Source organism: Nocardia sp. NPDC001965, from assembly GCF_053594175.1.
Window position 1 is genome coordinate 91,963 of record NZ_JBSFDZ010000002.1, and the last position, 24,374, is coordinate 116,336.

General features: G+C 69.6%; 17 protein-coding genes. 10 read left to right on the forward strand and 7 right to left on the reverse strand.

Going from position 1 to position 24,374, the window contains the following annotated elements; translation table 11 throughout:
• Positions 1 to 110: 110 nt before the first annotated feature.
• Positions 111 to 1,052 carry a hypothetical protein gene (locus ACWCPQ_RS04305; RefSeq protein WP_449894591.1) on the forward strand — a complete coding sequence of 314 codons (942 nt, stop codon included), beginning with the start codon at positions 111 to 113 and terminating at the stop codon, positions 1,050 to 1,052.
• 49 nt (positions 1,053 to 1,101) lie between these two features.
• Positions 1,102 to 2,508 carry an adenylosuccinate synthetase gene (locus tag ACWCPQ_RS04310; RefSeq protein ID WP_449895505.1) on the forward strand — a complete coding sequence of 469 codons (1,407 nt, stop codon included), beginning with the start codon at positions 1,102 to 1,104 and terminating at the stop codon, positions 2,506 to 2,508.
• On the opposite strand, the gene ACWCPQ_RS04315 is transcribed toward ACWCPQ_RS04310, so the two are convergent.
• Entirely contained in the window at positions 2,477 to 3,247 is a 771-nt protein-coding gene (locus tag ACWCPQ_RS04315; protein ID WP_449894593.1) for an SDR family NAD(P)-dependent oxidoreductase, read from the reverse strand. The genes ACWCPQ_RS04310 and ACWCPQ_RS04315 overlap by 32 nt on opposite strands.
• Before the next feature lie 108 nt (positions 3,248 to 3,355).
• On the opposite strand from ACWCPQ_RS04315, the gene ACWCPQ_RS04320 reads away from it, so the two are divergent.
• Both ACWCPQ_RS04320 and ACWCPQ_RS04325 read left to right on the forward strand, forming a co-directional pair.
• Positions 3,356 to 3,982, forward strand: a complete 627-nt coding sequence (locus tag ACWCPQ_RS04320) for an NUDIX hydrolase (RefSeq protein ID WP_449895507.1) — start codon at positions 3,356 to 3,358, stop codon at positions 3,980 to 3,982.
• A gap of 76 nt (positions 3,983 to 4,058) precedes the next feature.
• A complete protein-coding gene (locus tag ACWCPQ_RS04325; RefSeq protein WP_449894595.1) occupies positions 4,059 to 4,865 on the forward strand; it encodes a putative protein N(5)-glutamine methyltransferase in 807 nt (268 codons plus the stop codon).
• On the opposite strand, the gene ACWCPQ_RS04330 is transcribed toward ACWCPQ_RS04325, so the two are convergent.
• Together ACWCPQ_RS04330 and ACWCPQ_RS04335 are read right to left on the reverse strand one after the other, a co-directional pair.
• Entirely contained in the window at positions 4,849 to 5,676 is an 828-nt protein-coding gene (locus tag ACWCPQ_RS04330; RefSeq protein ID WP_449894598.1) for an SDR family NAD(P)-dependent oxidoreductase, read from the reverse strand. The genes ACWCPQ_RS04325 and ACWCPQ_RS04330 overlap by 17 nt on opposite strands.
• 42 nt (positions 5,677 to 5,718) lie before the next feature.
• Positions 5,719 to 7,290, reverse strand: a complete 1,572-nt coding sequence (locus ACWCPQ_RS04335; protein WP_449894600.1) for a succinic semialdehyde dehydrogenase — start codon at positions 7,288 to 7,290, stop codon at positions 5,719 to 5,721.
• Between the two features lie 180 nt (positions 7,291 to 7,470).
• Here ACWCPQ_RS04335 and ACWCPQ_RS04340 point away from each other — a divergent pair, with 180 nt between their 5' ends.
• On the forward strand, positions 7,471 to 8,172 hold the full coding sequence (locus ACWCPQ_RS04340) for a TetR/AcrR family transcriptional regulator (RefSeq protein WP_449894601.1): 702 nt from the start codon (positions 7,471 to 7,473) through the stop codon (positions 8,170 to 8,172).
• A gap of 527 nt (positions 8,173 to 8,699) precedes the next feature.
• Here ACWCPQ_RS04340 and recD read toward each other — a convergent pair.
• The 3 genes from recD to recC all read right to left on the reverse strand — a co-directional run bounded on the left by recD (position 8,700) and on the right by recC (position 17,489).
• On the reverse strand, positions 8,700 to 10,625 hold the full coding sequence (recD, locus tag ACWCPQ_RS04345; RefSeq protein ID WP_449894602.1) for an exodeoxyribonuclease V subunit alpha: 1,926 nt from the start codon (positions 10,623 to 10,625) through the stop codon (positions 8,700 to 8,702).
• On the reverse strand, positions 10,622 to 13,930 hold the full coding sequence (locus ACWCPQ_RS04350) for a UvrD-helicase domain-containing protein (RefSeq protein ID WP_449895509.1): 3,309 nt from the start codon (positions 13,928 to 13,930) through the stop codon (positions 10,622 to 10,624). The genes recD and ACWCPQ_RS04350 overlap by 4 nt, the downstream gene beginning before the upstream one ends.
• 109 nt (positions 13,931 to 14,039) lie before the next feature.
• Positions 14,040 to 17,489 (reverse strand): exodeoxyribonuclease V subunit gamma, encoded by a 3,450-nt coding sequence (gene recC / locus ACWCPQ_RS04355; protein WP_449894604.1) that lies wholly within the window; start codon positions 17,487 to 17,489, stop codon positions 14,040 to 14,042.
• Positions 17,490 to 17,813: 324 nt separating this feature from the next.
• Between recC and ACWCPQ_RS04360 the strand changes: the two genes are divergently transcribed.
• A complete protein-coding gene (locus ACWCPQ_RS04360) occupies positions 17,814 to 18,026 on the forward strand; it encodes a hypothetical protein (RefSeq protein WP_449894606.1) in 213 nt (70 codons plus the stop codon).
• Between the two features lie 53 nt (positions 18,027 to 18,079).
• Positions 18,080 to 18,958, forward strand: a complete 879-nt coding sequence (locus ACWCPQ_RS04365) for a serine hydrolase (RefSeq protein WP_449894608.1) — start codon at positions 18,080 to 18,082, stop codon at positions 18,956 to 18,958.
• A 78-nt stretch (positions 18,959 to 19,036) separates the two neighbouring features.
• Here the strand turns inward: ACWCPQ_RS04365 and ACWCPQ_RS04370 are convergent, their stop codons facing one another.
• On the reverse strand, positions 19,037 to 20,521 hold the full coding sequence (locus ACWCPQ_RS04370; protein WP_449894610.1) for a cytochrome P450: 1,485 nt from the start codon (positions 20,519 to 20,521) through the stop codon (positions 19,037 to 19,039).
• A 248-nt stretch (positions 20,522 to 20,769) separates the two neighbouring features.
• On the opposite strand from ACWCPQ_RS04370, the gene ACWCPQ_RS04375 reads away from it, so the two are divergent.
• From ACWCPQ_RS04375 to ACWCPQ_RS04385, 3 genes are all read left to right on the forward strand, one after another.
• Positions 20,770 to 22,248: an NAD(P)/FAD-dependent oxidoreductase gene (locus ACWCPQ_RS04375; RefSeq protein WP_449894612.1), complete on the forward strand. Its 1,479-nt coding sequence runs from the start codon at positions 20,770 to 20,772 to the stop codon at positions 22,246 to 22,248.
• Positions 22,249 to 22,325: 77 nt separating this feature from the next.
• A complete protein-coding gene (locus ACWCPQ_RS04380) occupies positions 22,326 to 23,204 on the forward strand; it encodes a hypothetical protein (RefSeq protein WP_449894614.1) in 879 nt (292 codons plus the stop codon).
• Positions 23,205 to 23,485: 281 nt separating this feature from the next.
• Positions 23,486 to 24,364, forward strand: coding sequence for a hypothetical protein (locus ACWCPQ_RS04385; RefSeq protein ID WP_449894616.1), 879 nt, complete (start codon positions 23,486 to 23,488; stop codon positions 24,362 to 24,364).
• Positions 24,365 to 24,374 lie beyond the last annotated feature (10 nt).

A 24,374-nucleotide genomic window follows, 5' to 3' on the forward strand; every position in this document is an offset into this window, starting at 1 on the left:
GACCGGGCGCTGGGTGCGGCGGCGTACCGGATCCCGCGCCGGATCGGTGGACCGATCGCCCGCCGCTGCGTTATAGTCGATATGACCAAAAGAAATCGAGGAGGTCCGAGATGGGCTACGGAAACTGGGATCACAGCGCCTACCGCGCCGCGAAGGCCTACCGGGCGAGCCGGGGCATGGACGATTTCGGCTACACCGCGCACCTGCGCGATCAGCCCCACGACACCTGGAAGGTCCACCCGGACCTCGACCCCTTCGGCGTATCCGCGCGGGAGTGCCGGGATTCGGCCGATCACGAGAACTCACTGCCGATCGCCGTACTCTTCGACGTCACCGGGTCCATGCGGCAGGTGCCGATGATCATGCAGGGCAAACTCGGAAAACTGCACGGCCTGCTGAAGGACAAGGGATACGCCGACGATCCGCAGATCATGTTCGGCGGTATCGGCGACGCCGATACCGATCGGGCACCGCTACAGGTGGGCCAGTTCGAATCCGACAACCGCATGGACGAACAGCTGCGCAATATCCTCCTCGAAGGTGGTGGCGGCGGCCAGAAGTCCGAGAGCTACGAGCTGGCCACCTATTTCATGGCCGAACACGTGGTGACCGACGCCTGGGACAAGCGCGGTAAGAAGGGATACCTGTTCCTGATCGGCGACGAGCTCAACAAACCACGCCTGGTATCGCGTCATATCCGCGCCGTGATCGGCGATCACGTCCGCACCGATATCGCGGTCGACTCGATCTACCGGGAACTCGCGCAGCGCTGGCAGGTGCACTACATCCTGCCGAACCAGTCGTCCTACTACGACGATCCGGAGATCGCGCAGCACTGGCACACCCTGCTGGGGCAGAACTTCCTGCGCCTCGACGACCCGGGCGCGGTCTGCGAACTGATCGCACTCACGATCGGATTGTCGGAGAACCGGGTCGATGTGCACACGGGCCTGGCCGACCTCCGCGATATCGGCTCGGCCGCCGAAGCCGAGACCGTCGGGCGGGCGCTGCGCACGCAGGAGCCGAAGGCGCTGCCCGGTGGCACCCACTGAGCGGCGACGACCCGGTTCCGGAGTACCGGAGAATACGAACGGACCCCATCTGATCGTGGTGGATCTCGGGTTCGGTGATGCGGGCAAGGGTGCGACCGTCGACTGGCTGTGCTCCCCCGAAGCGGATCTGAACGTCGCGGCGGTGGTGCGGTTCAACGGCGGAGCGCAGGCCGCGCACAATGTGGTCGCGGACGGCCGGCATCACACCTTCGCCCAGTTCGGGTCCGGCACCTTCGCCGGGGTGCCCACCCTGCTCTCCGAGCATGTGCTGGTGGAACCGCTGGCCTTGGCCGCGGAGGCCGAGCGGCTCACCCGGCTCGGTGTCGCGGACCCGTTGTCACTGTTGTCGGTGGACGGGCGGGCTCTGCTCACCACCCCGATCCATATCGCGGCCAACCGGGCCCGCGAGGACGCTCGGGGAATCGGGCGGCACGGGTCGTGCGGGATGGGAATCGGGGAAACCGCCGCCTACGCCCTGCACCACGACGCACCGCGGGTCGCGGACTGCCGCCGGCCCGCAGTGCTCCGGCACAAACTGCGCGCGCTCGCCGCGCACTACCGCCCGCTGCTCGTACCGAGCGGGCACGACCACGAACCGGTCGCCGCGCTGGTGGACGCCTACCGGGAATTCGGCGCGGCGGTGCGGATCACCGGCGCGGACGAACTGCGGCGGTTCGCGCGGCGGGGGCGGCTGGTGTTCGAGGGTGCGCAGGGCGTACTGCTCGACGAATGGCGCGGGTTCCATCCGCACACCACCTGGTCGACAGTCGAGCCGCGCAATGCCCGCGCGCAACTGGCCGCGATCGGCGGCCGCGCGGTGACCCTCGGGGTCACCCGCGCCTATACGACCCGGCACGGCGCCGGTCCGTTCCCCACCGAGGACCCGGCCCTGCGATATCCGGAACCGCACAACGACTTCGGTCGATACCAGGGCGCGTTCCGGCAGGGGCATCTCGACGCGGTACTGCTGCGATACGCCGTCGCGGTGTGCGGGAGTGTCGACGGGCTGGTGGTCAACCATCTGGACACAGCGGCCGGCGGGCGAGTGGCGACGGGTTACACGACCCGGGACGGGATCCTTCGCACACTCGAACCCGGCACCTGGCGCGATCTCGCACATCAGACGGCGCTGACCGAGATCCTCGCCACCGCCGCACCGGTCTATCGCGAGTCCCCGGCCGATCTGCCCGGCTGGCTCCAGCACCACCTCGGCCTCCCGGTGGCGCTGACCGCGACCGGCCCCGATCGGCGCGACCGGCAGCCCGGCGAATCCCTCGCGCTGCTCTCGGGCGCGGGACTGCCGTCAGCCGGGCCGCCGGCGGGCCGCGCGCAGGGCCCGGCCGCACCGGCCGATATCGCCGATACGCCACCGCCCCTGTTCCCCGCGCTGTCCGCGCACGGGAAAGGGCCGCGAACACCGCCGATCAGCGCAGGATCGTCCCGCCGTCGATATTGACGATCTGGCCGTTTATCCAGGCGCCCGCATCGGAGAGCAGGAAGGCGACCAGCGCGGCGACATCCTCCGGTTCACCGACCCGCGGACTGTGCATCCGGCCGAGTGCCGCCTTTTCCAGATCCGGCCACTGCGGTGCGGAGCGGATCGCGTCGGTCGCGGTGAATCCCGGCGCCACGGCATTGCACCGGATACCCTCGCGGCCCCACCGGGTCGCCACATGCCGGGTCAGCGCGCCGATACCGGCTTTGCTGGCCGCGTAGGCGGGCCGGGTCGGTTCGCCCTGGAAGGCCGCCGCCGAGGACATGTTGACGATCGCCCCGCCGCCGCGCGCCAGCATCGACGGTATCGCGTTCTTCATGGCACTCAGGTAGCCGCGCAGGCTCACGGTCATCACCCGGTCCCAGATGTCGAGATCGATATCGACGACATCGGTGTCGTGGCGCAGAGTTCGCATATCGGCCCCGACATTGAACAGTGCATCCACCCCGCCGAACCGGCGGCCGGCCGTCGCGAACAACTCCGCGATCGATCCGGGATCGGCGAGATCGAAGGCAACCGCCAGGGCCTCGCCGCCGCCCGCGACGATCGTTTCGACGGTGCCCGCCGCCGCGGATTCGCGCAGATCACCGACCACGACCCGGTATCCCTGCGCACCGAGCCGGACGGCGGTCGCGGCCCCGAGCCCGGTCGCGCCCCCCGCCACAACCGCCACTTTCCCGTCGGACCGGGATGACCCCATACCCACGCACCTTCTTCCCGGAACTCTGGCAAGAATGTAATTCTCTATTTCAAGAACGACAATACCCCACGGGTCCGGCCCGACGCCGGATACGGCAGTATGGGTGCTGTGGACCAATCGGCGGTATCGGTGGATGTCGTGGCGTTGCGGTTCTGGGCCGAGGACGCCGCGGCCACATTCGGAACAGCGGCACGCCCGCACGAGCCCTTCACCGGGGCCGTGGCCCTACCCGGCGTGCTGCTGGGTCGCGGCGAGCGCCTCGTGGAGGCCGCGCGCCGGGCCGTGCACACCAAACTCGGTGTCCCGATCGGCGCCATCGGCCCGGTCGGGCAACTGGTGACCTTCGACGAGCCGAATCGCGACCCGCGTGGACCGACCCTGTCGATCGTCATGTGGGCGGTGACCGGACCACACGACGGGCCCGCGCAGTGGATGTCCTTCGACGAACCACCGGCGCTGGCCTTCGATCACAACAGCATCGTGCACGCCGCCCGCGGCCTGCTGTCGGGCCTGCTCTGGAAAGATCTCGCGCTGACCCGGGCACTGCTCGGCGACGAATTCCCGGCGACCCGCGCGGTCGATCTCGCCACCTCGTTACTGGGTGCCCGACCCGACGCCGCGAACCTCAACCGGACCCTCGCGGGTATACCGGGGTTGTCCAAGACCGACGAACGCCGCCGTACCAAGGCCACCGGCCGGCCCGCGGCCGTCTGGGCATTCGACACCGCGCGATAGCCCGGCCGACCCGGCCTCCGTCGCCACTGCCGGTATTTCCGGTGCGCACAACGCCCGCAATCGACAGACTGTGCCCATGACCGCATTCGACACCGTCGAGATCATCCGGCAGTTGCGCGCGGCCGGATGCGTATTCGCCGAGGACGAGGCACGGTTACTGATCGACGCGGCGAGTTCCGACACCGAACTGGCGGGGCTGTTGGCCCGTCGCGTCGCGGGTACCCCGTTGGAACATCTCCTGGGCTGGGTGCAGTTCCGCGGCATCGAGGTCGGTGTCCGGGACGGTGTTTTCGTCCCACGGCAACGGTCGGCCCTGATGGTGGACGAGGCGCACGCCCTGGCCGCCGGCCACCCGGTGCATACCGTGGTCGACCTGTGCTGCGGCTCGGGCGCACTCGGCCTGGCCCTGCTCACCGAACTCGGCGCCACCGCGGCGGAATTGACGGCCGCCGATATCGACCCGGTCGCGGTGGCGTGTGCACGTGCGAACCTGGCCGCGGTCGGCGGGCGGGTCCATCAGGGCGATCTGTACGAGGCACTACCGGGCGACCTGCGCGGCCGGATCGATATCCTGCTCGCCAATACGCCCTACGTCCCCTCCGGTCTGATCGCGCGACTTCCGCCGGAGGCACGCGATCACGAACCCCCGGTCGCCCTCGACGGCGGGCCCGACGGCCTGGATCTGGCCCGGCGCACCGCGGCGGACGCCACCGAATGGCTGGCGCCGGGCGGCAGTGTACTGATCGAGATAGGCGTCGATCAGATACCCGCCGCCACCGAACTGCTCACCGGCAGCGGGCTCGTCGCCCGGATCGTCCGGTCCCCGGACCTCGACGCCACCGTGGCGGTCGGGCGGCGGCCGGCGACTACTTCCGGCCGGTGAACTCGTCCATCGAGTGGTAGACCCCGACCGTGTTCAGGAACAGATCGCGCAGTTTGATCGGCAGGACCCCGGACAGCGCCTTGTTGAGCCGCGAGGTCCACGGCAGGATCACGACCGGCGTGCCCTTCTTCATCTCGGTCCAGGATGTGTCGACGACCTTGTGCTGATCCAGGATCGGCGTGAGCCAGAAACCCTTGGCGCCGTCGAACATTCCGGTATCGATATAGGTCGGGCACACCGTCGTGACTTTCACATGCTCGTGACCGGCCTGCTCGAGCTCGATCCGGACCGAATCCGACCAGCCCAGCGCCGCCCATTTCGACGCTGCGTACACGCTCATCCGCGGATTGTGCACCAGCCCGGCCGACGACGCGATGGTGAGCACCCGGGCCTCGGTGGTTCCGGCGACCATGGCCGCCAGGAATTCCCGGGTCACGTACATCGGCGCCAGCGAGTTGATCGCCATGGTCTTGTCGATATCGGCGCGGTCCGCGGTCTCCCAGAAGTACGTGTTGCCCCGGACGATACCGGCGTTGTTCACCAGTACATCGATATCGCCGATCTCCGCGCGCACCGATTCCGCGGCGGCCGCGACCGCGTCCCCGTCGGAGACGTCCACCACGTAGGTGTGCACCGCGCCGCCGACGGCGTTGAGCTCGGCCGCTGTCTCGCGCAGCGCCGTCTCGTTGATATCCCACAGCACCACGGCGGCGGCACCTTCACGCACCGCCCGGGTGGCGAACAGCTTGCCCAGACCCATGGCGGCCCCGGTGATCAGTACCTTCTTACCGGCCACCGTATCCAATTTCATCGGTGTCGAATCCTTGTCGTCGAAGAGAACGGAAACAGTGGCCTACTTCTGGCGCAGCGTTTTCATGACCCGGAAGTAGAGTGTCATGGTCTTCGCCCACATCGCCTCCGACATCCCCGGCAGTGGCGCGATCGGGAGCATGCGCTGTACAGCGATGGTCTGGGTGTCGACGTATTTGAGCAGTCCCTCCGGACCGTGCCGGCGACCCGTTCCCGAGATCCCGACACCGCCCGACGGCGCGTCGGCGCTACCCCACGCGGCGATGAAACCCTCGTTCACGTTCACCGACCCGGCGTTGATCCGCGCGGCGAATTCGCGGCCGCGCGCGGCACTACGGGTCCAGACGCTGGCGTTGAGTCCGTAGGGGGTGTCGTTGGCCTGGGTCACGGCCTCGTCGTCGGTGGCGACCTTGTACACCGAGACGACCGGGCCGAAGGTCTCCTCGCGGTACACCGTCATCTCGGCGGTCACCTCGGTGAGCACCGTCGGTTCGTAGAAGTACGGGCCGAGATCGGGGCGGTGGACGCCGCCGGCCAGCACGGTCGCGCCCTTGGCGACCGCGTCGTCGACATGGGCACGGACGGTCTCGAGTTGCCGCGGGAAGGTCAGCGAACCCATATCCGTCGAGTAGTCCAGCGGCGAGCCCAGCTTCAGCGCCCGCACCGCCGGGACGAACTCTGCCACGAACCGGTCGTAGACCTTCTCGTGCACATAGATACGTTCCATGGATTCACACAACTGACCGGCCGAGGCGAAACTGGCCCGGACCGCGGTGCGGGCGGCGGCAGCCGGATCGGCGTCCGACAGCACCAGCAGCGGGTTCTTCCCACCCAGTTCGAGCGAGCAGCCGATCAGACGCTCACCGGCCTGGCGGCCGATGGTACGACCGGTGGCGCTGGAGCCGGTGTAGTCGACATAGTCGGCGCGATCGATCACCTCGCCGCCGATCACCGAACCGCGGCCCAGCACGATCTGCCACAGATCCTCCGGGAGCCCGGCCCGGACGGCGGCGTCGACGGCCCACAAAGCGGTGAGCGCGGTCTGGTTGTCGGGGCGGCCCACGACCGCGTTACCGGCGACCAGCGCGGGCAGCGCGTCGGAGACGGCCAGCGCGAGCGGATAGTTCCACGGCGAGATCACCGCGACCACGCCCTTGGGCCGCGGACGCACCTGTACGTCGGTGAGCACCGGGAGTACGCCGCGCGGATTGCGGCGGGCGAGGAGTTTGGGTGCGGTGGCCGCGTAGTACCGGGAGTTGACCGCCACATCGCCGACTTCGTCGAAGGCGTGCGCCCGGGATTTGCCGGTCTCGGTCTGGACGATATCGAGGATGGTGTCCTGTTCGGCGAGCACCAGATCGTGGAAACGGCGCAGTACCGCGGCCCGCTCCCGCACCGGAACCTGAGCCCACCGGCGCTGAGCGGCGCGGGCGCGTTCGAACGCGGCCTCGATATCGGCGACCGAGGATTGCGGCAGTTCGACGATCTGTTCCCCGGTGGCCGGCGCGGACACCGTGACGGCCGCCGCTCCGCCGGCCGCGGCCCGGGCGAGCAGCGGTTTCAGCAGATCGGGGGTGAGCGCGCCGGTGGCGGCGGGACGCTGGGCGGTCGTCATCGTCGGCGTTCTCCTGGGGGGTTCTCGCGCCGCGGCCGCAGAACCACAGCGAAATGATTAATTGAACAGTGGTGTTAGGGTAATCCCCGTGCCGTACGCCGTGTCAAGGGCTCCGTTCCACGCAACAGTCCGGAACCGCCGCGGGCTGTGGGATCTCACAGCCCGCCCGGAGAACCGATCGTGATCGCGGCGAACGGTGACCGGCCCGCGCGCCGCGGCCGGCCGCCACAGACCCGGGAACAAGCGGAACAGGTGCGCGCCCGGATCGTGCGGGCCACCGCCGCGGTGTTCACCCGCAACGGCTCGCGAGGGTCGAGCGTCGCGCAGATCATCGATGAGGCGGGACTGTCCCGACCCACCTTCTACCGCTATTTCGCCAATGCCACCGAACCGCTCAACGCGGTACTCGACGTCTCCAATGCCGAACTCGTGGGTGGTATCGGGGCGGCGCTCGAGGCCTCCGGTGCAGGCGTGGACCTCGGCATCCGGCTCATCGACGCCTACCTCGACTGGGCGCGCGGCCACGGCCCGATGCTGCGACCGCTGTTCGCCGAACTCCACGACCCCGGATCACCGGTGTCGGGCTACCGCAATACCGCCCTCGACGGGATCCGCGCGATCGTCCGCACGAAATTCGCCGAACTGGGGCGGCCGGTACCGGCACCGCTGGACCTCGACGCAGCGTTGCACGTATGCGAGTACGTCGTCTACCGGGTCTCGGCCGCGGCCGAACCGGGCCGCGAACCCGATCCCGAAACCGTCGCCGCAGCCCGGCTTACCATGATCCGCGTCGTACTGGCGACCCTCGGGAACACCGACGACGTGCACTACGCGATGAGCCTGCCCGGGATCTTCCCGGCCGCGGAACCCGCCCGCGACTGATCTCGCCGGCCGTGGACCCGATACCTCCGCCGAGACTGTGGTCCTCGCACTCGACGGCACCGGCCACCGCCACCCCCGAAGAACAGGACCACACCATCGGCGGCTACATCCGACGGCGTGACCAGCACACCGGATCCGTCCGCGACTGCGCCGCCGGCTCCCGAAATACATTCCCCCTGCTGCTCGAACCGAACAGGCTGCTGCGGCGTCGTCATGTGAGTCGGAGCCGGGCCCAACCGCCCCGCGTGAGCGGAAGACCGGATTCTGTGACCGATTCCCGTGCAGCGGCACAGATCCTGAACCCGGTGATTCGCCGGCCCTGCTCGTTGATCACTGTGGCCGGCCCGGTCGCGGCGCGCAGTGCAGTGCAGATCAGGCGGACCTGCTCGGTCAACTGCGCGTGCATCTCCGGACCGACTTCCGGCTCGAAGCGGACTTCGAGGGCGTTCGCCGGCTCCGCAGCAGCATCGAGCGCCACACCGACCGGCAGCGGGATGAAAGCTCGATCGCCCTGTGCGGACGCGGCACTAGTTCCCGACGGCCGCCGCCGGGCTCATATCGTCGAGGCTCAGGCCGCTGGCACGCAGAACATGCCGGTCGATCGCCGCCCGGATGGCCTCCTCGGTCCCGATGATCCGCACATGCCGACGGGCACGAGTGATCGCGGTATAGAGGAGTTCACGGGTGAGCAGGCTCGAGCCCGGCTCCGGCAGCACGATCGTCACCGCGTCGTACTGACTGCCCTGGCTGCGATGGATCGTCATGGCGAAAACCGTGACGACCGCCGGGAACTGGGTGGGGTGCACCAGATACGGTTCGTCGCCGCGTTGCAGCGCGACTCGCAGCGATCCGTCCGGGCGGGTCACCACCACCCCGGTGTCGCCGTTGTAGATCCGGGCCTCGTGATCGTTCGCGGTCACCAGCAGTGGTTGTCCGGGATACCAGGTGCCGTGCCGAGGGTCCGGCCCCGAGCCCGCCGTCGCGGCCCATTCGGCGGCCGCGTGGTCCCACTGTTCGACCCCGAACGGACCACGCCGGTGGGCGCACAGCAGACGATGCGATTCGAACGCGGCCAGAGCGGCGGCTGCGTCACCGGCACGTGCGGCGGTGCCGACCCGCTGCGCGGTGGCGACGATATCGGCTCGGACAGCGGCGTTCTCGTCCGGGCCGAGCAGCTCGAGCATTTCCCCGCCGGCCCGCAGCAGTTCCAGCGCGGCCTCGGTATCGCCCGCCCGGACGGCGACGGCGAGTTCGGCTATCCGGCCGCCGAACCGGCGGCCGCGGGTCAGCCGGACGATTCCGCCGCGCAACCGGCCGAGTTCCAGTTCGGTGAGCGTTTCGGACTCCCCCGGATCGGCGGACGCGGCCACCGCGAGTTCGGCACCGAGGACCTCCTCGAAAGAAGGGTCTGCAGTCCCGGGGAACGGCGCGGCCACCAGATCGGCGAGCACCGCACCGGCGTCCACCGAGGCGAGCTGATCCGGATCGCCGGCCAGCACGAGCCGGGTATCGGGCCGCAGCGCCGCCAGCAACCGGCTCATCATGGTCAGCGAGACCATGGATGTCTCGTCGACCACGACGACGTCATAGGGCAGCCGATTGTGTTCGTGATAGCGGAATCGGGTGGTGCGGCCGCGCTGCCAGCCCAGTAGCCGGTGCAATGTGGCGGCGGACAATTCCGGCAGGCCCAGTGCGGGCGCCTGATCCCGCACCGCCTCCTGTAGCCGCGCGGCCGCCTTTCCGGTCGGCGCGGCCAAGGCGATACGCGGCGGCGCGCCGCCTTCGGGATCGGCGTCGTGCTGGGCGACGAGCAGCGCGAGGATCCGGGCGATGGTGTGGGTCTTCCCTGTTCCGGGGCCACCGGCGACAACCGTGGTCCAGTGCGTGGCGGCGAGTGCCGCGGCGATGCGCTGCCGGTCCACGCAATGCTCCGGCGGGCCGAACAACCGGTCGAGTTCGCGACGCACCACGGCGGGATCGGTTCGCGGATGGCCGGCGGCGCGCGCGGTGAGCACCCGCCGGATGATCTGCTCCTGCTGGTAATAGCGATCCAGGTAGAGCAGTGGGCCGGTCCCCGGACGAGACGGATCGGTGAGCCGCAGCGGCCGCAACGGGCCCCGCGGGCCGCCGAGCACCAGGGGGCTCTCCCGCAATGCCTCGACAACTCCGGCTTCCTCGGGCCACGGCAATTCCGCGGGGTCCAGCAGCAGCTCGGGGCGTTCCTCGTCGGCGTCCACACCGATATCGCGCATCCGGGTGAGATCCAGGCAGACCGATCCCGACCGCACCGCGCGGACGGCCAGGGCGGCGGCGAAGAGCACCAGTTCCCGGTCTTCGCCGCCGAGCCTGCCGAGCCGTTCGGCCACATGCACATCGGCGGCCGACAGCACGCCCGCCTCGTTGAATTCACGCAGGATGCCGGTCCCGCGCTGCGCCACCCGGATAGGTATCACGAAGCACCTCCGGCGAGCAGATCCGACAGCGTGACGATCAGGGCGGCCGGTGGAGTCCAGTCGAAAACGCCTGTCCCCGCAGGGGTTTGCGGTCCGATCATCCCACGAACGAACAGGTAGCGGATCCCGCCCAGCTGGATCGCGGGGTCGTAACCGGGCAGTCGCCAGCGCAGATACCGGTGCAGCGCGACCGAGTAGAGCAGCGCCTGCAGCGGATAGTGCGAACGGATCATCTCCGCCACCATCCGCTCCCGGGTGTAATGGGCGACCGTGAGATCACCCGTACCCAGGCGGTTCGTCTTGTAGTCCACGACCACGCAGCGCTGATCGGGGGTACGCAGTACCGCGTCGATACTGCCGGTCAGATATCCGCGCAGCGGGAGCTCGTCGAGGGTGTCGAGTTCATCGGCGTAGGCATGGAAATCGTCGCCTGGATCCAGGTGGGCCCGCACCGCGGCGGCGATATCGCGCAAGGTGGCCGCCGAACCGGCCGGGGTGTCGCCGCCGGCGAGCGGAAGTTCGAATTCGAGTTCGCACAACCGGTCCCGTCCCGGGATATCGGCCAGGGCTCCGAACCCGATCGGCGTACGCAGTACCTCCACCAGAGCTGTCGTCAGCAGTTCCGGATCGGCGGCGGAGAGCATCTCACCGATCGCTTCGGTACACCGCGCGCGCACCTCGGCCACCAGATCGGCGGCCTCGGTATCCACTCGTTCCAGCACCCCGTGCACCAGAGTGCCGAATTCGGCGCCATAGGGAAGGTCGTTCATCAGCGACGGCGCCCCGGGTCCGGGTTCGGCGAGCGGTGCGGGGACGGCGGGCTCGTCGTCGGGGCCGGGAGCATCCTCCGGTTCGGACTCCGGCACCACCTGATGAGCCGCGGCGGTGAGCGCCGAATACGAGGTGCGCCGCCAGTGCTCGTCGATATCGCGGTCGAAGGTGGCCACGGCGAGGGCCCCCACTCCGGTATCGGTCCAGGGGCGGTACACGGGGGGCTCGGCGGCGGGGTCGGCGGCGGTCACCGAAATCGCTTCGCCCGCAGCAGCCGCCCAGGCCCGGAGCCGGTCGACCGCGGCGCCGTCCTCGGCGACCGCGGCCCGCGCGCTCGGCTGGGCCGTGTCCGGTACCCGGCCGAAGAGCAGGCGGTGCAGCGGGGCGGTCGCGGTCCCGAACGAGGGCGCCCACCAGGCCACCACCTGACAGCATGCCCGGGTCAGCGCAACATAACACAGGCGCAGTTCCTCACCCGCGGATTCGTTGTCGGCACGTTCCTTGCGCGAGTTGTATCCCGGGGCGTCGGGGCCGCCGATATCGAGCACCCGGGCGTCGCCGTCGTGCATGAGCAGGGTGGCGGGTTTGGGATCCGCGGAGCTGTCCCAGGCGAACGGCAGATAGACGACCGGGAATTCGAGGCCCTTGCTGGCGTGTACGGTGGCGATCTGCACGGCCGCGATATCGCGGTCCAGCCGCCGGCCCCGGCCGGGCACCGATCCCGATGTGGGTTCGCGCACCCGGTCGGCCAGCCACCGGGTCAGCGCGGTGAGGCCCAGCCCCTCGGTGACCGAGACCTCGTCGAGCAGTTGGGCGAGATGGCGGATATCGGTGAGCCGGCGTTCGCCGTGCTCGGCCGCGAGCAGCCGGGGTGCCAGCCGGGTTCCGGTGGCGAGTTCGTCGAAAACGGCGGCGAATCCGGCGCGGGCGAACAACCGTGCCGCGTCGCGCAGTTCGGCGCTGACCCGCCCCACCAGATCCGCTCCCCCGGTATCGAGTTCGGCGCCGGTGTACCCGAACAGCGCAGTGAGCGCGGCCAGCCGCACCCGGTCCGCGCGATGCGGCTGCTCCAGCGCCCGCAGCACCCACAGCCAATCGGTGGCGCTAGCGGTCGCGAAGATACTGCTGCCACTCGCCAGGACCACCGGGACCCCGGCGCGCTCGAGTGCGGATCGCACCACTTCGATCTGGGTATGGGTACGGACCAGGACGGCGATATCGCCGGGCCCGATCGTCCGCTCTCCCGCCGCGGGCGGTGCGGTTTCCGTGAGCTGCGCGCCGGCGCGGGCGCGCGGCGAATCCGTCACGACGGTCCCGGATTCCAGCAGTGCGACGATATCGGCCGCCAGATCGGCCGCGACCCGCGCCCGCTGCCGATGGATATTGGGGAATCCGGACACGCCCCGGTGGCCGGCGCCGGTGCGCGGGAGACAGCGCAACCGCAGCGGAGTGATCAGTTCGGCCGGGCCGCGCAATCGCGACGGTGGCTGGGTCGGTGTCACGGTGGGCACCACGATCTCGTCGTGGCCCAGTGCCGCACCGCCCAGCAGATGTTCGAGCGCGGCGAGCAGCCCGGCATCGCTGCGACGGTTGGTGGTCAGTTCGCGGCGCGCGGTGGCATGCCCGACCGCGTCGAGATAACTCAGCACCTCGGCGCCCCGGAACGCGTAGATCGCCTGTTTGGGATCACCCACCAGCACCAGCGGATTGTGGCCGTGGAAGGCCCGGCGCAGGATCTCCCACTGCAGCGGATCGGTGTCCTGGAATTCGTCGACCAGCACCACTCGGTAGCGGTCGCGGATCCGCCGGCAGGCGGCCGGGCCACGCGCCGGATCGGCGAGGATATCGCGGAGCAGAACCAGCAGATCGTCGAAATCGCGCAGGCCCGCGAGACGTTTCCGGCGTTCGGTTTCGGCCCGGACCGCGGCAGCGAATGCGACCCGCTGCGCCGAGGCATCGTCGGTATCGGGGGCGAGGCGGGCCTGCCGGTCCCGGACCGCCGCCAGCGCGAACCGCTGGGCCTGTTTCACCGAGAACGGTGCCGGGGTGCGGGCATAGCGGCTCAGGTACAGATCGTCGACGACGGTGCGGATCAGATCGTCGGCCTCTTCCACCAGCCGCGCCCCGGGCTCGTGATCACCGGCCAGCCCGAGTTCGGCCAGCATCCGCTGGCAGAAACTGTGGGTGGTGGCGATGACCCCGGCGTCGAAATCCGAGAGAGCGGTACGCAACCGGGTCCGGCGCAGGCCGACCTCCGCCGGATCGGCATCCGCGAGATGACGAACGAGTTCGTCGGCGGAAACCCGGGCGGCAGCGGGATCGGCGAGTGCGGCGGCGACCGCGACGAACCGGTCCCGGGTGCGCTCGCGCAACTCCTGGGTCGCGGCGCGGCTGAAGGTCACCAGCAGCAGCCGGGAAATATCCACCTCCGCCTCGGCGATATAGCGAACCGCGAGACCGACGATGGCATAGGTCTTCCCGGTCCCCGCGCTCGCCTCCAGCACCGTGGTGCCCGCCGGCAGCGGGCCGCACAGTTCGAAGGCATTTTCCGGCGCTTCCGGTGCCGCCGCCGTAGTCGTGGTCGTGGTCGTGGTCGTGGTCGTCACCGCTGCTCCCTCCCGAGGTCACGCGCGTATCCGCCGGTCACGGCGCCCCCTGCTGTTCGGCGCGCAGCAACGGCACCCACAGCCGGCGGGCGATCGATCCGAAACGGGTGTTCTCGACCGGTTCGCCGGCGGGCGCGGGTGCGGCGGTGAGATCACGCAGATCCGGTGCGGGACCCCAGACGTAGCGCAGATTACGGTCGGTGTGCTCGGCGAAATCCCTGGTCTTGTCGCCGCCGCCGAACTCCCGGTCGGCGGCCGCGATCGCTTCCTCCGGTGTGAGCCGCCGGTATCGCGCTTCGGCGTAGGCCGCCGTGGTAGCGGTGGAGATGGGCAGCGGTTCGGTGAGACCGGTATCGCGGAGCGCGACCAGGGTGCGCAGGATCGTCGTCGCATCGGCCGCACCGGGCGCGGTCAGTTCGGCGCGCCAGGCCGGCGTGGGGAACCGGCCCCGGCCGGTCACCGCGGCTCGCCACGCCCGGTCCTCGGTGCCGGCCAGCGCCAGCAGCGAAACCCAGGCCGCGATCCGGTGTTTCGGCGCGACTCGCGAATAGGTGGTGCGCACGAGCAGTTCCCCGTGTACATCGGCGACCGTCCCGGTGAGGCGCCGACCCTCGCCCAGATCGAGCGCGATATCGATATCACGCGGCGGCTGCGCGTAATCGGGACCGGCCGCGCGGACGAGGGTTTCGACGGTGCGTTCGACCTGTTCCAGGACGGCCCGCCCGAGTTCGGCCGGGGGCAGGATCCCGCGCCGCCATTCGGCGGCCCGCAGTTCGGCCGGGTCGGCACCGGCCAGCCGGGCAGCGAGCATGCGTTCACCGAGCGCCCAGGTGTCGAGTCCGCCGAACTCGATGGGCAACCGGTCGGCGATCTCGTCCTCCTGATCTGGGACCCGCACGCCCAGCCGCTGCCACAGGAAGCCGCGTACCGGATGTTCCAGGAAGGCGACGAGTTCGGCCAGCCCGACTTCGGTGATCTCGGCGCCGGGCAGGTTCCGGGTGAGCAATCGCGGCGGCGCGACCGGTGTTCCGGCGATGGCCCCGGCGCCCGCGAAGGCGACGGTGTCGAAGCCGAAAGGCCGGTCCGCGGCGAAGTTGCGCGGGTCGTGTGCCTGCAACGGATGCCGGGTGACCACCGCGGCCGCCCCCGCGGCACCGGCATGGACCCGCAGCACGTCCAGTAGTTCGGCTATCGGCACCGCGGGGGGCCGATAGGCGCCGGTGACGGGATCTGCGCCGGTGTGGACGATCACCAGGGTGTCGCGGGCGGCCGTGATCGCGTCCAACAGCAACTGGCGGTCCTCGGAGCGCGGATCGCGTTCGCCCAGCAGGGGTTCGCGGGCCGGCACCTCGTCACCGTCGATACCGGCACCGCGTGGGAAGACCTCGTCGTCCACCCCGAGCAGTACCACCACCCGGTGTGGGACCGACCGCATCGGGGTCATCGTGCACACGGTGAGTTCCCCGGTGCGGAAATTGGCGCGGGTGGGCGCGGCCGCGATCCGGCTCTGCAGCAGGCCGGTGATATCGGCGAGCCGCAGTTCCACCTCGCCGGCATGGGCGGTGGCCGCGGCCAGTTCACGACGGGCCCCGGTCCGGATCCACGCCTGCGACTCGGGCACATCGGTCAGCAGATCGAGGGCCCGGTCCAGTACCGCCGACCACTGCGCGGCGGGCCCGGGCCCTTGCAGATCCCGCAGCACCGAGGCCAGCCGGTCGATGTATTCGGCGAACCGGCCCGCCAGGTCGATATCGTTACTGTCCACGTCGTCGAGCGGTAGCACCCGATCCAGCCAGCCCTGTGAACTCTCGTCGGCGGTCACTCCGAGCAGGATCCGGTCCACCGCCGCGTTCACCGTGTTCTGCTCGAAGTCGCCGAGACCGAACGCGTGACGCTGCCGGCGGCCGATCCCCCACCGGGCGCCGGCCTCGACCGCCCACTCCCGCATCCGCTCGATATCGTCGTCGTCGAATCCGCAGGCGCGGCGTACCGGTTCGCAGGCCGCGAGATCCAGCACCTCGGTGACGGTGACCCGGCTGCGCGCCAGTTCCAGCAGTGTCACGATCACACCGAGCAGCGGATTGGTCACCGCCCGGCCGCGGTCGGCCAGGCGCACCCGCAACAGACGGCCCGGATGCGCCGCGGTGACGCGGGATTCGGCGCCTGCTGTCGCGGGGTGCCCGAACGCGGCACGGAGCAGCGGCGCGAAGGTCTCCACCTCCGGACACATGACGAGCACATCGCGTGGTTCGAGGGAAGGATCAGCCGCGAAGAGCCCGAGCAGGCATTCCCGCAGCACCTCCACCTGCCGGACCGGACCGTGGCACGAATGCACCTGCACACTGCCGTCCGCCCCGCACTCCCCCGCCTCGGGCGGCCAGTGGTCGTCGCGGATACTGCGCTGCAATCGTTGCAGCAGGGTCCCGGGTGCAGGGCCCGGTAGGGTCGCCCGGCTCACGTCGCGGTCGGACACGTGGTCCGCCGGGGCATCGCCGGGAGCGGCCGGCGCCGGATACCGCATATCGGTGGTGGCGGTGGGCAGGCGCAGTTGGAGTTCCCGGATATCGCGACTCAAACCCGCGAGCAGCGGATGCCGCACCAGGGACGCCGAATCGTCTTCCGCGCGCCGCGATTTCGGTGGCGAACCGGCCAGCGAGTCCCACATGACCGGGCTCGGGTGGGCCAGCCACAGATGCAGATCCCGGTGTTCGGCCAGCGCGGTGAACACTGCCAGGTGAGCGTCGGGCAGCCGGGTCGCGCCGAAGAGAGACAGCCGCGACGGCAGATCCACCGCCCCCGGTTCGGCCCGCAACCGCGCGCAGGTCGCCCGGAATCGTTCGGTGGGATCGGGGGCGCCCACGGCGTCGCGCAACCGCCGCCACAGTGCCGGCTGCCAGACCAGATCGTCGGGTAGCGGGCGACCGGTGCCGTCGGTATCGGCGCCCGCCGACCACTCGGTGATCAGGTTCGGGCGCGCGACGGCGTAACCGTCGAACAGTGCGGCCAGCCGGGCGGCGGTCGCGTAACGGCGGCCACGCCGGTGCTCGGCCGAGGTGGCCGGCCCGGCCTCCGCTCCGATGGGTTCCGGGTCGCCGGCGGGCTCGTCCGGGTCCAGCCCGAGGTGCCGGGCGAGGACGGCGCACCACGGTTCGTGCACCGATTCGTCGATCACCCGCAGCAACGTCCATACCGTTCGGTCGGGCGACCACGGGTCGTCGGGCGCGGCCGAACCTCCGATCCGCGTGGATATCTCCTCGATCAACGCGGCCGGCGCCGGGAACCGGATATTCGCCGCGATACCGTCACCGGTGGCGCCGTCGGCTCCCAGCACGCCCGAGAGTTGCTGTGCCAGCCAGCGTTCCACGCCTTTGGCCGGAACCGCGACCACCTCGGCGGCAAAGGGATCGGGCAGCGGATCGGCGAGTATCCCGGCCAGCGCGGCGACCAGCGTGTCCGCGCGTTCGGCGCGGTGGATGTGCAGCGGCATCTCCGCCCTTTCGCTCGGTTCCGATCACCGTCCTCGGCCGCGTCCGCACAGCTCGCACGGGCGCATCGTCGCCCCTTTATACGCCCGCTGCCCGACAGCGCTCGCCAAGCCCCCACGACGGACCGGACAAGCCGAGGACAGCCGATCATCACCCGAATGTCCCTAGCGCCAACGGCTTCTACCGGATAACAAGCCGCAGCGCACAGTGATTTAGCACACATGAGTCGCCGACACGCGGTCGTATGGCCGGGATCTCGCGCACGCGCTGTGTCACAGTGCAACTCCGGGAGGAACGGTTACCGCACGAAAGGCTGGTTCGCGTCGATGAAAGCGCTGGTTGTGCCCTTGATACCGAAAGACGGGTTCACCGTCCGCCGGTCCGGTGACAGATGGGAGCTCGTCAACTCCCGGCACTACGGACGCACCGTCGTTCTGCACTCGTGGCCTCGCGATCAACACACCGAGGCGTTCGAACACTGCTATCGCCTCAACGGCCGCGCCGCCGCCGCGCTGCGGGCCACCGCGCGCGTCCGCTAGCAGTCCAGGGGAAAACGTGCGCGCAGAGCGCCGATATGACAAGGTGTTTCCTCGTGCGTTCCCCCCAGCTCACCGGTGCGGCTCCCCGCGTGGCCGCACCCGCCACTGTCCTTGCCGCCGCCGCGATCCTGTTCGCCGGTGTGCCCTCCGGCCTGCCGTCGGCCGACGCCGTGCCGCACGCCCACACCCAGGGCTGCGCGAACGGGCTCGACTGCGATCTGGCCGCCCGCGTCGAGTCGGTGAACTCGTACCTGGATTCCCGCCCCGGGGTGACCGGTTATGTCCTGAGAGACCGGCAGACCGGCGCGGTGTACGCGAGCCCGCACGCCGAGGACATGGTGTTCACCGCGTCCACCATCAAGCTCGCCATCGCATCCGATCTGCTCAATCGTGCCCGCGTCGGCGCGATCGCGCTGTCACCGGATGATCGGGCGCTGATGGAGCAGATGATGTCGACCTCCAACGACCAGGCCACCGACATCCTGTGGAACAAGTACTCCGGCTTCGACGGCCTGGCGTTCAACAACGCGTTCCGCGCGAACGGTATGACCAGCCTCCGGCCCGAGCCCTCACCCAACGGCCGCCCGAACTGGGGCTTCCAGAAGACGACCGCCGCCGACCTGGATCGGCTCATGTCGAATGTGCTGGACCGGATGCACCCCGACGACCGCGGCTACCTGCTGGATCTGATGCGGCGGGTCGACTCCAACCAGCACTGGGGTGTCTGGGGAGCCGGCTCGGCCATGCGGCCGGGCCTGAAGAACGGCTGGTCCGAGGAGCAGGGCGGCTGGGTGGTGAACTCGGTCGGTTTCGCCGGGCCGGGTGAGCGCTACACGCTGGCGATCATGACGGCGATGAACAACGAGGGCGGCTACCAGGACGGCGCCGAAACCGATACGACGATCGCCGAGAAATTGCTGGCCGGCCGCTGAACCATGCGACCGCAGCGTCCGGGCCCCGTGGCGACACGGGGCCCGGACCCGTTTCGGGCCCGGGTGCGCCGGATGCCCTCAGGCGAGCCGGCGCAACCGCATCGGAGCGTCGTCGCGGGGGAACGGGATCGTGGTGAAACCCCACGGCATGCGGTAGTTCTCCGGGAAACTCCACTCGTAATCGCGCACCAGTGCCGAGATGATCGTCTTGACCTCGAAGGTACCGAAGTGCATGCCGATACATTTGTGCGAACCGGCACCGAACGGCATCCAGGCCAGCCGGTGCGATTTGTCCTCGCGCCGCTCTTCGGAGAACCGCAGTGGGTCGAAGACCTCGGGGTCGGTCCACAGTTCCTCGAGCAGATGGTTGACCTGATAGCCGAGGTCCACGGGCGTCCCGGCCGGAATGTAGTGACCGAGGATCTCGGTATCGCGGACCGCCCGGCGTACCATCCCGGGGACCGGCGGCATCAGCCGCAGGCTCTCCTTCACGACCAGGTCGAGATTGCGTAGCGAATCCAGGTCGGCGATGGCCGGAGACTGATTGTCCAGGTCCAGTGCCAGCACCTCTTCCCGTACCTTCTGCTGCCACTCCGGGTGTTTACCCAGGTAGTAGGCGACGGCGGTGGCGGTGGTCGTGGTGGTGTCGTGCGCGGCCATGATCAGGAAGATCATATGGTTCACCACGTCGGCGTCGCTGAACACCGAACCGTCCTCGGCACGCGCGTGACAGAGACCGGAGAAGAAATCGGGTGCGTCGCTGCGTCGCTTCTCCGGCAGCATCGCGGTGAAGTAGTCCTCGAGCACCCGGCGGCCGCGCAACCCGGCCCGCCATTTGCCCCCGGGCACATTGTGACGGACGATCGCCAGCCCGGCATGGGTGCAGGAGACGAACGCATCGGTGAGTTCTTTGCGCTGGTCACCGACCTCGACGGCCATGAAGGTCTCGCCTGCGATATCGAGGGCGAGTTCCTTGATCGCGGGGAACAGTTGCACGGTGCGGGTCGAGCCCTGCCCCGGCGGCACCCAGCGGCCGATGCTCGACCGGACCACCGGGGTCAGCTCGGCGAGGTGGGCCTCCAGACGTTCCCGGGTGAATGCCTGCTGCATGATCCGGCGGTGGAACATGTGCTCGTCGAATTCGAGCAGGAGCAGTCCGCGACGGAAGAACGGCCCGATGAAGTAGTCCCAGCCCTGGCCGAAATCGCGGCGGCGGCGGCCCACCACCTCGTCCAACGCCTCGGGTCCGGCCGCGAACACCCGGTCCATCCCCAGCGAACTGTTGATGCTGACCGGCCCGAAGCGGCGGTATTTGTCCAGCATCTCCGCCGGACCCCAGCGCATGTAGTGAAAGGTGCGCCCCATATAGGGAAGGCCCGCGTCGCCACGAACCGCGACGGCATCGCTACCGTTGGGCGGTGTGGCCAGTGTCCGCGGCCGGCTGGGCACTTTCGACAGCAACCGGTCGACCACGGTTCGGTGCGGAATCTCGATGAGCGCCGAATTCTCGGTATCGGTGCGCGCACGCGCTCGGGGCGTGGCGGCACGGTCGACGGTGACCATGGCGAAACCTCCTGAGAGACAGCATCCATCGTATTGTCTTTGTTGCATCAGCTCAGCTGTTTCCGCCGAATCGGTATCATCCCGCCTCCCTCCGTGACCGCAACGCAATGGCTATCGTGGTGAGTTGCCGCACCACCGCCGGTGAACAACGGACATCGGACTGTGTCGTTCACGGCTTCTGCTACTACCGTGTGCGTTGTCAGGAAATGATCACCACGGCACCGGCGCCCCGCCGGCGAGGAGCGACCATGAGCACGCAACCAGTTGGGAACGACCGGCACCGCGTCGTGGTGATCGGATCGGGTTTCGGCGGCCTGTTCGGCACCAAACACCTCAAACGTGCCGATGTGGACGTCACCCTCATCTCCAAGACCACCACCCACCTCTTCCAGCCGCTGCTCTACCAGGTCGCCACCGGCATCCTGTCCGTCGGCGAAATCGCCCCGGCGACCCGGCTGGTGCTGCGCAAACAGAAGAACGCCCGGGTGCTGCTGGGCGAGGTCACCGAAATCGACCTCGCGAAACGTACCGTCACCTCGGTACTCCTCGGTGAGTCGACGGAGACCCCCTACGACAGCCTCATCGTCGCCACCGGCGCACAGCAGTCGTATTTCGGCAACGATCAGTTCGCCACTTTTGCGCCGGGCATGAAGACCATCGACGACGCTCTCGAACTACGCGGCCGTATCCTCGGGTCCTTCGAACAGGCCGAGGTCGCGCAGACCCAGGAGGAACGCGACCGTCTGCTCAGCTTCGTGGTGGTCGGCGCCGGTCCCACCGGAGTCGAACTGGCCGGGCAGATCGCCGAATTGTCCGACCGCACCCTGGAGGGGACCTTCCACAACATCGATCCACGCGACGCCCGGGTCATCCTGGTCGAGGGCGCGGGAGCTGTCCTGGGACCGATGGGCCCGAAATTGGGCGGTAAGGCGCAGCGGCGCCTGGAGTCCATGGGTGTCGAGATCCAGCTGAACGCACTGGTCACCGATGTGGACGCACACGGGGTCACTGTGAAGGACGCCGACGGCACCAGCCGCCGGATCGAATCGGCGTGCAAGGTCTGGTCGGCCGGTGTCCAGGCCAGCCCCCTGGGCAAGATGCTCGCCGACCAGTCCGACGGCACCGAGGTCGACCGGGCCGGGCGAGTGGTCGTGGAACCCGATCTCACCGTGAAGGGGCATCCGAACGTCTTCGTCGTCGGTGACCTGATGTCGGTGCCCGGCGTACCGGGGCAGGCCCAGGGCGCCATCCAGGGCGCGACCTATGCCGCGAAGCAGATCAAATCGGAGCTCGCGGGTAAACAGTCCGCACAGGATCGCAAGCCGTTCAGCTATTTCAACAAGGGCAGTATGGCGACGATCTCGCGGTTCAGCGCGGTCTGCCAGGTCGGCAAGCTGGAGTTCGGCGGCTTCATCGCCTGGCTCGCCTGGTTGGCCCTGCACCTGTACTACCTGGTCGGTTATCGGAGCCGGATCACCACCATCTTCCAATGGTTCGTCACCTTCCTCGGCCGCACTCGCGGTCAGATGGCGGCGACCGAGCAGTGGATCTTCGCCCGGCTCGCGCTCGAGGCGGTCTACAGCGACAGCGAGGAGGGCGAGGAGATCGTGCGCGGCGCGGCGGGTCGGCGCCCGCCCGCCCCCTCCCCCGGAACCCCGGCCGTCACGGCCGAAAACGTGGAAACCGGCGCGCCCGAGAAACCGGCCGGCGATCGCAAAGTCGGCTGAACCGGCCGACCTCCCCGATCCGGCGCCACCCCGGAGCTAATATCTGGCAATCAGATATTCTCCGGAGAGGGGCGACCATGGGCAAGCACAGGACAACCGTCCGGTCCCGGCGCGCTGCCGGATCGGTCGTCGCGGCGGGAGCCGTCCCGCTCATCGCGACACTGATCGGCGCCGCCACCGCCCATGCCGAGGTGGTCCCCGCTCCCTCCGCACCACCCGCCGTTCCCGCCGCGCTTCCGGCGCTGACCACAATGCCCGCGCTGCCCACCGGACTGCTCCCGGCTGCACCGGATCCGGCTGCCGATCCGTTCGGCGCGATACAAGCAGCCACCGGGACCGCAATACGCTCGGTGACCGATACCGTCACCGCGGCCACCGCGCAGTTCACCTACCCGGTCCCCGGAGTACCGGCGCCCGCGGCACCGATCCCGGCGGTGACGCCCGGAACCGGCCCCTGGCCCGCGCCGGTGTACCCGGCGCTCGGCGAGGCACCATCCGCTGCCTCGCCCGTCGCACCGATCGAGGCACCTCCCGGCACGCTGCGGGTCGGCGACCTCGAGGTGCCGGTGCCGTTCGACGCACGCGATCTCAATGCCGCCGCCGACGGGACCCAGCAGCAGCTGACGGCATTCCTGGACTCGGCCGGTATCGAGCGCGGCCGGGCCGACCGGGTCGCCGCCCAGGCCATGAGCTCGGGCCTGATCGGCGCCGGGATCGGGACGGCCGTCGCGGCACCGGTAGCCATCCCGTTCGCGATGCTCGGCGCCGCCGCGGGTTTCGTGGTCGGGCTCCCCTTCCTCCCCACCGGACTCGTCATCGGCCCGGTACTCGGCGCGGCCATCGCCTACACAGTGGTCACGGTGCCGGCAGCGATCGCCGGCGCGGCGATCGGTGCCGCGTTCGGCGCCACCGACGGTTTCACCACGCAGCCGTTCGGCCCGCTGCCACCGCTGTGATCACCGGTCGGCCCACCACAGGTGACGCGCAAGACGCGTATACCGATCCGGTGCGCACTCGAGCGAGAACCGAGGTTGGCGGCCGCGATACGGTGACCCGGCGCGGTCGTCCCGGGCCGGGCACCACGAACCGGCCCGGCGAACGACCGGACAACTCTCGGACAAGCATCTCGAATATCAGATCACCTGCTGTTGTAAGACGACTGGACAGGCCCGACCCATCCGCTTTGCCTTCTGGAACGAATGTCTGGCAAACCGACAATTTCCGGAGAAAGGCGACCATGGGTAAGCACAGGGCAACCGGCCCGTCCCGGCGTGCTGCCGGATCGGTCGTCGCGGCGGGCGCAATCCCGCTCATCGCGACACTGATCGGCGCCGGCACCGCCAATGCCGAGGTACTCCCCGCTCCACCCGCGTCATCCCCGATTCCCGCCGCCCTACCGGCGCCGACTCCGGCTCGGATCGTCGCGGAGGACCCGCTCGGCGCCGCTGCCGGCACCGTGCAGGAGGCGGCCCGCGTCGCCGTGCAGTCCGCCACCGATTCGATCACCGCGGCGACCGCGCCCTTCACTCACGCGGCACCCGCGGCGCCGGCGGTACCGCGGCCCGCCGTCATCGCCGATCCCGTACCCGGACCCGCCACCCGACCGGTGCCGACATACACCTATCTCGCGCCCCAGGGTGAGCTGCACGCACCCGAACCGGTCGCACCGGTGGCGCCGATCGAAGCGCCGCCGGGCAAACTGCGGATCGGGAATGTCGAGATGGATGCGCCCTTCGACGTTCGGGAGATCAACACGGGCGCCGCCCAGACCGAAGCCCAGCTGGCGACCTTCCTGGATTCGGTGGGCGTCGAACGCAGCCGGTCCGACCGGATCGCCGCCCAGACCCTGGGCTCGGCCGCCATCGGCGCCTCGGTCGCCAATACGCTGGCCTCGCCGATCGCCGGTACCTCGGCGATGGTCGGCGCGGTCGCCGGGCTCATCTCCGGCATACCGTTCCTGCCGATCGGCCTGGTCATCGGCCCCGTGCTCGGGGCGGCGATCGGTTACGCGGTGATCGCCGCCCCGGCGGCCGCCGCGGGCGCGGCCATCGGTGGCGCGATCGGCGCGGCGGACGGTTTCGCCGCCGCCCCGTACGGCACCCCACCGGCACTGTGATCCGCGGGTG